Raw genomic sequence first — 11826 nt, forward strand, 5'->3', positions numbered from 1 at the left:
ACTGTTTTCAGTTTACTCCTGTGGATGTTATGTAAAATAATGTTGCCATTTAAGAAGTTCTCGTAATCTTTTGTTGCAAAAGTATGAAGTGGATTCAGAATATTACACCAAAAATGGGGTTTAATATATTAAAAGACAATTAAAATTTTGATTGGCGCTGCTAACCAGAAAACCCCTAACTGAGGCGTTGTTCAATGGCTGATTACTTTGAGCCTTCAGGGAAAGGGCTGTGCGATAACGCAGATTTCCCACTACACTAAGACCGCGTTCTCAAAAATTTGGTTGTATTTGATAGTTGTTGTTTATACCGGATTTTGTGTTCAAGCTATTGTAGAAACGTTTATGCACAAAATTGAACGGTGCAACTGCAAGTTTTTTGTTTTGGATATATATACATGACTTCTGCTGCTCAAATGCCAGCTAGCTCTGGCTCAACGTTAACATTACATTCAGATTCCCACAACACCAAAGAGACTGATCCCCTGAGAACAGCTCATGGTGTTTATGTGACGGTGCATGGTCATTTTTACCAGCCACCGAGGGAAAATCCTTATCTGGACGCGATTGAACGCCAACCGAGCGCTGCACCTTTCCATGACTGGAATGAGCGGATTCATTGGGAATGCTATCGCCCGAATGCCTTTGCCAGAGTACTAAATGACCGGGGCGAAGTGGCGGGGATCGTTAACAATTATGAGTATTTTAGTTTTAATATTGGCCCAACGCTGATGTCGTGGCTAGAACGCTACGATATGGAGGTTTATCAGCGGATTTTGGAGGCGGATGCCAAAAGTAGTCAACGTTTGCATGGTCATGGAAATGCGATCGCGCAAGTATACAATCACATCATCATGCCTCTGGCGAATGAACGCGACAAATATACCCAAATTCGCTGGGGTAAAGAAGACTTCCGTTCCCGGTTTGGACGCGATCCCGAAGGTATATGGTTAGCAGAAACCGGTGTGGACTACCCCACCCTAGAAGCTTTAGTTGCTGAAGGTATTCGCTTCGTTATCCTTGCACCGTCTCAGGCGTTGCGTTGTCGTCCTTTCCCCACTAAAGAGAATCACAATCCTGAATGGTGTGAAGTCGGCGGTAGTCAGATTGATCCCACCCGCCCCTATCGTTGTTATTTGAAGCCCACACTGGACACTTCATCTTCACCTCTAAGTACGATCCCCGATAGCCCCAAGGATGGAAGTAGGGAAGGATTACCCTATATTGATATCTTCTTTTACGATGGTCCGATATCGCGGGACATGGGTTTTAGTGATGTGGTTTATAATTCCAATCGCTTTGCTGGACGTATTGGTTCAGCGGTGCGTGGGGATCACCGTCCAGCACAGTTGATTTCTGTGGCTACAGATGGCGAAACCTTTGGGCATCACAAGAAAGGAACTGAGAAAACTTTAGCCTACGCCTTCACAACAGAATTTCCCCAGCAGGGTTGGACGGTGACTAACTTTGCCCACTACCTGAGCTTAAATTCTCCCTCTTGGGAAGTGGAATTGAAGTCAGTCACAGCTTGGAGTTGTGCCCACGGTGTAGACAGATGGCAGGATGACTGTGGTTGCGGTGGAGAAGGTGGCGTTTGGCATCAAAAATGGCGTCGTCCGTTGCGGGATGCTCTCAATTGGCTGCGGGATCAGCTAATTGAGGTGTATGAGGAATATGGAAGGCTGTTATTCCGCGATCCCTGGCAAGCACGGGATGAATATATTCAAGTGATGCGCGATCGCTCCTCCGCCAATGTCAACCGTTTCCTCTCGCGCCATCAAACCCACAAACTAACAGCCGCCGAACAAGTAGACGCCCTCCGCCTGTTGGAAATGCAACGTCATGCTTTGTTGATGTTCACTAGTTGTGGCTGGTTTTTTGAAGAAATTTCCCGTCCAGAGGGGACGCAGATTCTCCGCTACGCCTCCCGTGCTTTGGAATTGGCAGGGGAAGTAGCAGGCGTACAGTTGGAAAAAGACTTCGTAAAACATCTTGGCCTAGCCCCCAGTAATGTCGATCAGTTCAAACATGGTGGCGAAATTTATCGCCAACAGGTACTCACTGCCCAACTTGGTTTTAAACAAGTAGCAGCCCACTATGCCATGAGTTCCCTGTTTACAAATCAGGGATCAACACTGGGTACTGGGCATTCAACACTAGGCACCCAGACAAAGCGGGTTTATTGCTACGCCGTCAATGAGCTAGATTACCAACTCCAACGTATGGGATCGCTAACTTTGGCTGTGGGCAATTTAAAGCTGGTATCAGAGATTACTTGGGAAAGTGAGCATTTAGTGTTTGCTGTTCTGCATTTGGGAGGTTGGGATTTCCACTGCTGCATTCAACAATTTACTGGGCGGCGTGACTACAGCCAATTAAAAGAAAAGGTGTTTGGGGCACTGCAACAAGGGAGTGCGGCTCATACTATCTTGGCAATGACGCAGTTCTTTGGCGAAGAAACTTTCAGCTTGGAAAATCTATTTGCTGAAGAACGCCACCGGATTATGCGGTTGCTGAGTCAGGAAACACTGACACGATTAGGACAACTTTATACCCAAGCTTACCGCGATAATTATGGTGTGCTAATGGCATTTCATCGAGATGAAATACCAGTCCCCCAAGAATTGCAGGTAGCGGCAGAGATAGCTTTGGGGCATCGGTGTATGATGACATTGCGATCGCTTGAGCAAGATATCACCGAATCGCAAATGCGTTGGAATCACATAGTAGAATTGGAAGCGATCGCCACGGAAGCAAAACATCTGCGTTGTCAGCTGAATATTCCGGAAGCCAAGCAGATATTAGAACAATTAATTGTGCGATCGCTTTGGCAATTGTTGCATGATGCCAATGGTAGCTTTAATGCAGAGATCCACCAGTTGGAGCGGTTGATTGATATCGGGGATCAATTAAATATTGATATTTCTTTACATCGATCCCAAGAATTATATTTCAGTTGTCTGCACAGTCAGATCATACCTTTGTGTCTGACCACCCTTAGCAATGAAGAAGATACTCATCAGTGCCGACAGTTGCTCAAGTTGGGCAAAAAGTTAGCGGTTGATGTCAGTATGATTTCAAATCAGTTTTCATAAGCTGCTGCACATTTAAATTGCACAATTAGGCCTGGCTTTTCGGCCCACCCCACAAGACTTTTATGAAATTTAGATATGCAAGCTAGATTTGGAACAGCTTAACAGTAGGGGCGCACAGCTAGCTGTGCGCCCCTTCAACGTATTGCATTCACACGAGAATTACTATAAATCAAAATGGCGTCTAAACCGGGGATCAATGTTGTCGGTTTTTTGCTGATTGCAGATGAAGCAGAGGGTTTGTAGATTGCTGATATCATTTTGACCACCACGGGCGAGGGGAATGATATGGTCAATAGTGAGGTTAGTTTCTACACCGGTTTTACCGCAACTTCGGCATTGATATTTATCACGTTGCCAGACATATTTTTTTACTTCCGGTGGAATAGGAATACGGGGAGTTTTACTCATGATTATAGAATGTTGGATTTTTCAATGGCAAAGGAAAAAAATCGAGATATTTCCACAACAAAATTAACACTTCGTAAAATTACAAAATACAAAGTAAATTTTTCTTGATTTTTTTATTTTTAGTGTGTATTTACATGAAAAATTAAAGATTGTTATAGTTACAATCTTTAATTTTGCACAAACTCAAAGGTTTTAATACCGGAAAATTAAGATATCAGCAATTCAAATTTAAATTTCCGATCAGGTGCTAATGGCAACCTGAATTTTAGAATGGCATACTGTAGCTGTTCGGTTCAATTTCTGTTCCAGAAAAACTGTTGATACATTGCCAGATAAAACTGAGCAAATAAAGGTGTAATCATCAAGTCGGAAAATTTAGATGTTGGAGGAACTCAGCCAGTCAAACGAGTATGTCAATTCAAAGTCAGTGTTTATTTATACTATAAATTATCACATATGTCATAATCTGAAACTATAGCATACCGTAGTTATCCCAGTAGGGAATGTAGCTAATATGGCAAAAGTGCCCCCAAATAAATCCTGGGGAAGAATCAAAAAACAATGTTATCCAAATTTCAGCCCCTCAAATCTCTCAATTACTTAGTTGGCAAAGTGTATGCCAAGATGCCCCTTAGGTATGTTCTGATTGTGCCCTTTATATTGCAAATTTGTGGGGCAGTAGGACTTGTGGGCTATCTTTCCTATGAAAACGCACAAAAAGCGGTAAAAGAGCTTGCTGCTCAATTAGAAAATGAAATTTGCGATCGCATTGAACAGCATCTTGATAGCTATTTAACAACTCCAAAGCAAATCAATCAAATTAATTTAGATGCAATTGAGCTAAATTTGCTCAACCTTGCTGACTTTCAAGCCACCGGAAAATACTTTTGGAAACAAATGCAGGTTTTCAATGTTGGCTACAACAGCTTTGCCAATCCCCAAGGTGAATTTATCGGTGTTGAACGTTTAGATAATGGCAAACTCTTAATTAATGAAGTTACCGAAAAGCATAGTCTAGGCAAACTTTATGTTTATACCACAGACAATCAAGGAAATCGCCGCCATTTACAGGAAGTGAAAAAATACGATCCTCGCCAAGAAGCTTGGTACGCAGATGCAGTTAAAGTAGGCAAACCAGTTTGGAGTCAAATTTATCAATGGGAAGATAAACCAGAAATTTTATCCATATCTTCCAGCTATCCTGTTTACGATAAAAATCGCAAATTTGTTGGGGTGATTAGTGTTGATTTGCTCTTGTCACAAATCGGTAAGTTTTTAGCCAATTTAAAGATTAAAGAGTCGGGTAAAACTTTTATTTTAGAGCGTTCTGGATTAATAGTAGCTTCTTCTACTAGCGATCCACCATATACCATCATTAATGGTAAAGGAAAACGTCTATCAGCATTAGATAGTGAAAACTCTTTAATTAGATTCACAACACAGTCGTTGATCCAACGCTTTGGTAGTCTTGGGTTTATTGCGGGGAAAAAACAGCTAACCTTTACCGCCGATGGAATAGATTATTTTGTGCAGGTAAAAAGTTGGAAAGATGATTTTGGTTTGGATTGGCTAATTGTGGCAGTCATCCCAGAAGGCGAATTTATGGAGCAAATTAATGCCAACACCCGTACCACTATCATACTGTGCATAATTGCTTTTTTAGTAACTACAGAAATTGGGATTTTGACGGCTCGCTGGGTAATTAAGCCGATTTTACAATTAAATGCATCAGCTAAGAAAATTGCTAAAGGTGAATGGGAGCAAACACCAGAAATTCAGCGCTCTGATGAGTTGGGAGAACTAGCTAAGTCATTTGAAATTATGGCTAAGCAACTCGAAGCATCCTTTAGTGTGTTGGAAGGAAAGAATGCCGAGATGCAAGTTTTAAATGAGGCGCTATCTGAAAGTCAAAGTCGGCTGACTCAATTTTTAGAAGCCATGCCTGTAGGTGTATTTATTATAGATGCTCAAGGTAACCCTTATTACACAAATGAAATTAGCCACGAAATTCTTGGTCAAGGGACAATAGCAGAAGTTAGCACTGAAAAGTTGTCAGAGGTATATCAAGCTTATCTTGCTGGTACAAATCAACTTTATCCTAGCGATCGCTTGCCGATTTTAAGAGCATTACAAGGGGAAAGTGCCAGAATTGATGATATGGAAATTCGCCATCATGACAAGATTATTCCCATTGAAGTCTTGGGAAAGCCAATCTATGATGAGTCGGGGAATCTGGCTTTTGCGATCGCCACATTTTTTGAGATCGGTCAACGCAAACAAGCAGAAAAATTACTAGCAGAATACAATCTCATCTTAGAAGCTCAAGTCAAAAAACGTACTGATGAATTTCAGCAAGTGATTGAGCAATTGCAAATCACCCAAGAAGAACTGATTGAATCGCAAAAAATCGCCGCACAGGAAAAACAAGTAGCCGTTCGAGAAGCAGCACGAAGCGCCGCCGCCAACCTCGCTAAAAGCGAATTCCTCGCTAACATGAGCCACGAACTGCGTACCCCCCTCAACGCCATTCTTGGTTTTACCCAAGTCATGAGCCGAGATTATTCATTATCTAGCGAACATCAGGAAAACTTAGCAATTATAAATCGTGCGGGCGAACATTTACTAAATTTAATTAACGACATTCTAGAAATGTCCAAAATTGAAGCTGGTAGAATCAGATTAAATCTGAGCAGCTTTGACTTAATTCATCTGCTGAAAAACTTAGAAGAAATGTTGCACTTACGTGCCGCATCGAAAAATTTAGAATTAGTATTTGAATATCCCCCAGATCTGCCTCAATATGTAGAAACAGACGAAAATAAGCTATATCAAATATTACTAAACCTTCTGGGAAATTCCATTAAATTTACTGAAACTGGCAGAGTGACCTTACGAGTGAAGCTGGGGACTGGGGACTGGGGACTGGGGGACACACAGACACGAGGACAGGGAGAGAAGTCTGAGCGTCGGCTTCCAGCGATGGCTTCTCTAGGAAACGCTGCCCGAACGACAAACAGAACTTCAAGAGACATGGAGAGTTCTTTCACCGCGTCTCCCCGTCACCGCGTCACCGCGTCTTCTTCGTCCGCCCAATCCCTAATCTTCGAGGTACAAGACACTGGTTGTGGTATTGCCCCAGAAGAAATTGACTTGCTGTTTGAGGCTTTTGAGCAAACCGAAATCGGCAGAAAATCCCAACAAGGCACAGGACTAGGCTTGGCCATTAGCCGCAAATACGTGGAACTGATGGGGGGAGATATTACTGTCAGCAGTACTCCTGGTATTGGTAGTACATTTAGTTTTGATGTCCAGATTGCTCTGGCTTGTCCCAGAGAAATGCCGACAAACGAAAATAAACGCCAAATTATCGCTTTAGCTGCCTCTGAAAAACCATACCGCATTTTAGTGGTTGACGACTCCAAAGAAAGCCGTCTATTACTAGTTAAAATTCTCACATCTATGGGCTTTGAAGTTAGAGAAGCTACAGATGGTAAAGAAGCAGTTACCAATTGGGAATCTTGGCAACCACACTTGATTTTCATGGATATGCGAATGCCTGTCATGGACGGCTACGAAGCCACAAGAATTATTAAATCTCAAGAATTGGGGCATAGGGAAGAACCTGTGCCAAGTGAAGCCAGTTCGCACAGTCCAACACTAGCTGCTAGTCAGTCTTGTACAACGGCAAATTCCTCTTCTTGTGACTCAAACTTCCTAGTAGCACTAGCTCCACGTTGCGACTTCCCTGGAACACCCGAAGGCTGTTCCCATCAGGGCACCATTATTATTGCTCTGACTGCTAGCGCCTTTGAGGAAGAACGCCAGAGAACTTTGTCCATTGGCTGTGATGATTTTATTCGCAAGCCATTCACCCAGGAAGTATTATTAGAAAAACTGAGTGAACATTTGGGTGTAAAATATACCAGCCAAATACAAACCACAAACACAGCAGTTGTCGATCAACCCACACAAATGTTTACTAGTGTTGCTGAACTCCTAAGCAATTTGTCACAGATGTCCCCTGAGTGGCTCCAACATATATATTATGCCGCAGCCAGCTGTAGCGATGACCTTATTTTACAGTTACTCAAGGAAATTCCATCAGATAAAAGTCAAGTTTTCCAAGTTTTCAGGGATTTAGCAAATAACTATCAGTTTGAGAAAATCATGGAATTGACTAGAACAAACGTAGAATGAATTACGAGCATTTAGACTCTTATAAAAAAGATATTTTGATCGTTGACGATATGCCAGATAACCTGCGGGTTTTATCTTCAATATTGACAAGGGAAGGGTACAACGTTCGTAAAGCCTTGAACTGGCAAATGGCACTGACAGCAACTCAAACTGTATTACCAGATCTAATTTTGCTCGATATTATGATGCCAGAAGTAGATGGCTATGAAATTTGTCAAACCTTTAAAGCTTGGGAGTTAACAGCTGATATTCCAGTCATTTTTATTAGTGCTTTAGATGATGTTTTTGACAAAGTTAAAGCCTTTAGGGTAGGTGGTGCAGACTACATCACCAAACCTTTTGAGTTTCAAGAAGTTTTAGTGCGGGTGCAAAATCAACTGGCATTGAGATCAGCCCGATTGGAAATATTGAAACTAAATATCGAACTGGAACATCGGGTAAAACAGCGTACTTGGGAGCTAGAAAATGCTCTGCAAAAACTCCACGATGAAATCATTTCTCGCCAAAAATTACAAAGTCAAATCCTAGATATAGCACTGCATGATTCCCTGACTGGATTACCAAATCGAGTTTTGTTTATCAGGCAACTCAAAAATGCTCTCAATCGTGCTAAACAAGAACCTAATTATCAGTTTGCTGTAATTTTTTTAGACTGCGATCGCTTCAAAGTGATCAATGATTCTCTTGGTCATTTAGTAGGAGATGAATTGCTCATAGCCATTGCCCGCCGCCTGCAAACATGCCTGATACCTATTGATACTTTAGCACGATTAGGCGGTGACGAATTTGGCATTCTTCTAGAAAATCTTACAGATATCAATATCGCTATCCAAGTTGCCGAACGCATTTTACAACAACTATCGCTAGCTTTTAAACTCTCAAGATATGAAGTGTTTATGAATGCCAGTATTGGTATTAGTTGGGGCAATAAAGATTACGATCGCCCAGAGTATTTGCTGCGGGATGCTGATACGGCAATGTATCGTGCCAAGGCTCAAGGAAGAGCAAAATATCACGTTTTTGATCCAGCAATGCATCAGGAAGCGATTCAGCTTTTAGAATTGGAAAATGACTTGCGGAGGGCTGTTGAAAGGCAAGAATTCCTCGTTTACTATCAGCCAATTGTTTGCCTAACTACAGGGAGAATTTCTGGATTTGAAGCCTTGGTGCGCTGGCGTCATCCGATTCGTGGTTTGGTTTCTCCGATAGAATTTATTCCTGTAGCAGAAGAAACAGGTTTGATTGGTGCCATCAATACCTGGGTATTACAGTCAGCTTGCCATCAACTCAGCATCTGGCAACATCATCCAGTAACACCAGAACCCTTAACTATTAGTGTAAATTTGAGTGCCAGATTATTTTCACAGCCAAATTTGGTAGATCAAATTGACCGAATAATTTCTGAAAATAAAATAAATTCCGAATATTTACAACTAGAAATTACAGAAAGTGTAATTATGGAAAATACTAATGCAATTAAAATCATACTTGAACAATTAAAACAGCGAAAAATTAAATTGATTATGGATGATTTTGGTACAGGATATTCCTCTTTAAGTTATCTCCACAGCTTTCCTTTGGATGCACTGAAAATTGACAAATCTTTTGTCAAACGTATGCAGGAAAACCAAGAAAATATGGGGTTAGTGCCAGCAATGATTGGTATTGCCAACTCGATGGGAATGAGTGCGATCGCTGAAGGTGTTGAAACAGAAGAACAGTTAGCCCAACTGAGAAATTTAAACTGTGATTTTGCTCAAGGATATCTGTTCTCTAAACCCATAGAAGAACAATTAGTTCTGAAGTTACTTGCCTTAGTGCCTCGATGGTAGCCATCAAATACCACCTGAGAAAAACTTCATGATTGACGCCCGATTAGCTAATGTGTGGATGGTATCCACTATAAGCTAATCTGCCTTTAAGTTGCATAATCCTTAGCCTTAGAAAGACGCTCTTACGCACAGAAGGGGAGACGCTCTGATGCAATTTCAATGATTATTAGCTTAGTGCTATGGTAATTGGCTTTGATTTTTGAACTTATTTACGTAGAGAGTGTGTATAGGCGCAATTAATCGCGCTTATACAAAAGTTAGGAAGTAGAAAATCAGCTTTTTCGAGTTGAGGATGAGTTTTTTCATCAGATAAGAGTCCTATATAATCGGGCTTTTAGCTTCGCAAAGCTCCTAACTAGCCAATACTTTTAATCGTCTGTAAAACTCTCCAAGCACTGTGGGAGTTAAACTATAAATATAACTATTTCGGCGAAATTGAGCCAAATTTTCAGGGTGATTTCAAATCAGCATTTACTATCCTCAAACCGTAGGAATTCAGCAGTCACAATTCAACAGAGAAGTTCGATACGCCAAAAGCCGACGCTCGAAACTTAAGAGCGAGACAATAGGCCCGCGGATAATCAGAATAATTAAAGAATCGGGATAAAGTCTGATGAATCAATATACCAATCATAGTAGATTACTTTTATATTCTGACTTATGAATTATGGGTGCTGAATTTTTGCCTTAATCCTTATAAACATAGTTTTTGAGAATGCATTTAAATCAAACTAACCATCATAAAAAAAATATTTTGGTGGTAGATGATACCCCAGATAATTTGCGGCTTTTGTCGGCAATGTTGACTGCACAAGGTTTTGAAGTTCGCAAAGCCTTAAATGGCAAAATGGCGCTGACTGCGTGTCAAATGGTTTTGCCAGATGTGATTTTGTTGGATATCAATATGCCAGGTATGGATGGCTATCAAGTTTGTCAACAGCTCAAAGCTGACGATAAAACTTGCGAAATTCCAGTGATTTTTATTAGCGCCCTTGATGATGTTGTAGATAAGGCAAAAGCCTTTGATGTTGGCGGTGTAGATTATATTGCCAAACCTTTTCATGGAGCAGAAGTTGTGTTGCGGATTGAAAATCAGATTAATTTACGTTTGCTCCAAGTTAAACTGCAAGAAAAAAACTTTTTACTCCAAGAAGCTCTTGATAATTTGAAAGCCGCTCAAGTTCAACAAATTCAAAACGAAAAAATGGTAGCCTTGGGGCAGTTAGTAGCGGGAATTGCTCATGAAATTAATAACCCAATCAGTTTTATTTATGGAAATCTCCAATATGCTGGTCAATATGTGCAAGACTTAGTAAATATTATTGAAGTTTATCAGCAAGAATATCCAAAACCCAGTCCAAAAGTTGAGCAAATAGCTGAAGATATAGACCTGAATTTTGTGATTAAAGATTTGCAAAATCTCATAGGTGCAATGTATAGAGGCTCTAATCGTATTCGGAAAATAGTACTGGCATTACAAAATTTTTCTCGACACGATGAATCCCAGATGAAGCGGGTAAATATCCATGAAGGCATCGAAAATACTTTAGTGATGTTACAGCATCGACTCAAGGAAACACTAAATCGCCCAGCAATTATTATAGTTAAAAATTATGGGAACTTGCCTCTAGTAACCTGTTATGCAAGTGAACTGAATCAGGTATTTATGCATCTATTGAATAATGCCATTGATGCTTTAGAAAAGGGAGTGGGGAGTGGGCAATGGGGAGATGAGGGGATAAGAGGACAAGAGGACAAGGGAACAAGGGAACAAGGGGACAAGAGTAATGATCCATGCCTCATGCCCCAGATTCAGATTTACACAGAGGTGACAAACTCTAATATGGTCAAAATTGCGATCGCTGATAATGGCGTTGGTATACAAGAGTCATTGCGATCGCGTTTATTTGACCCGTTTTTTACCACAAAACCTGTGGGCAAGGGTAGTGGCTTAGGATTGTCAATTAGCTATCAAATTATTGTCCAAAAACACCGAGGAGAGATTACCTGCACCTCCTCTGTTGGAAAAGGAGCAGAATTTGCGATCGAAATTCCCATCGAACAATCTGAGCATTAATTCTACTCTAAAATGATTAGCCAACAGCGAACTCGGTAAATTGTCGTTTGAAGGGAGAATGAAAAGCTAATACAATATCTTGTTTAGGTACACCTCGATTGGTAAGCTCATCAGCAATGCCTCCTTCAGTACCATCATGCTGAATCCAAATTTTTTCGTTTTTAATATCTAGATGCAAAACACAGCCATACCCCTCTTCTGTCACTCTCCCAAAACTTTT

General features: G+C 41.0%; 5 protein-coding genes and 1 pseudogene. 4 read left to right on the plus strand and 2 right to left on the minus strand.

The window, feature by feature from the left end; all coding sequences use genetic code 11:
- The first annotated feature begins 395 nt into the window (after positions 1-395).
- Entirely contained in the window at positions 396-3092 is a 2697-nt protein-coding gene (locus tag IQ276_RS31410) for a DUF3536 domain-containing protein (RefSeq protein WP_193917409.1), read from the plus strand.
- A gap of 162 nt (positions 3093-3254) precedes the next feature.
- Here the strand turns inward: IQ276_RS31410 and IQ276_RS31415 are convergent, their stop codons facing one another.
- Entirely contained in the window at positions 3255-3500 is a 246-nt protein-coding gene (locus IQ276_RS31415; RefSeq protein WP_193917411.1) for an HNH endonuclease, read from the minus strand.
- 561 nt (positions 3501-4061) lie between these two features.
- Between IQ276_RS31415 and IQ276_RS31420 the strand changes: the two genes are divergently transcribed.
- The 3 genes from IQ276_RS31420 (at position 4062) to IQ276_RS31430 (ending at position 11606) form a co-directional block, all read left to right on the plus strand.
- A complete protein-coding gene (locus IQ276_RS31420; RefSeq protein ID WP_235116135.1) occupies positions 4062-7697 on the plus strand; it encodes an ATP-binding protein in 3636 nt (1211 codons plus the stop codon).
- A complete protein-coding gene (locus IQ276_RS31425; protein ID WP_193922081.1) occupies positions 7694-9529 on the plus strand; it encodes a two-component system response regulator in 1836 nt (611 codons plus the stop codon). The genes IQ276_RS31420 and IQ276_RS31425 overlap by 4 nt, the downstream gene beginning before the upstream one ends.
- A 715-nt stretch (positions 9530-10244) precedes the next feature.
- Complete coding sequence (locus IQ276_RS31430) at positions 10245-11606, plus strand: hybrid sensor histidine kinase/response regulator (RefSeq protein ID WP_235116136.1); 1362 nt, start codon at positions 10245-10247, stop codon at positions 11604-11606.
- Positions 11607-11622: 16 nt separating this feature from the next.
- Here IQ276_RS31430 and IQ276_RS41100 read toward each other — a convergent pair.
- Positions 11623-11796, minus strand: a pseudogene (locus tag IQ276_RS41100) (element excision factor XisI family protein); the annotation flags it as partial.
- Positions 11797-11826 lie beyond the last annotated feature (30 nt).

The organism is Desmonostoc muscorum LEGE 12446 (assembly GCF_015207005.2).
GTDB classification, from domain to species: domain Bacteria; phylum Cyanobacteriota; class Cyanobacteriia; order Cyanobacteriales; family Nostocaceae; genus Nostoc; species Nostoc muscorum.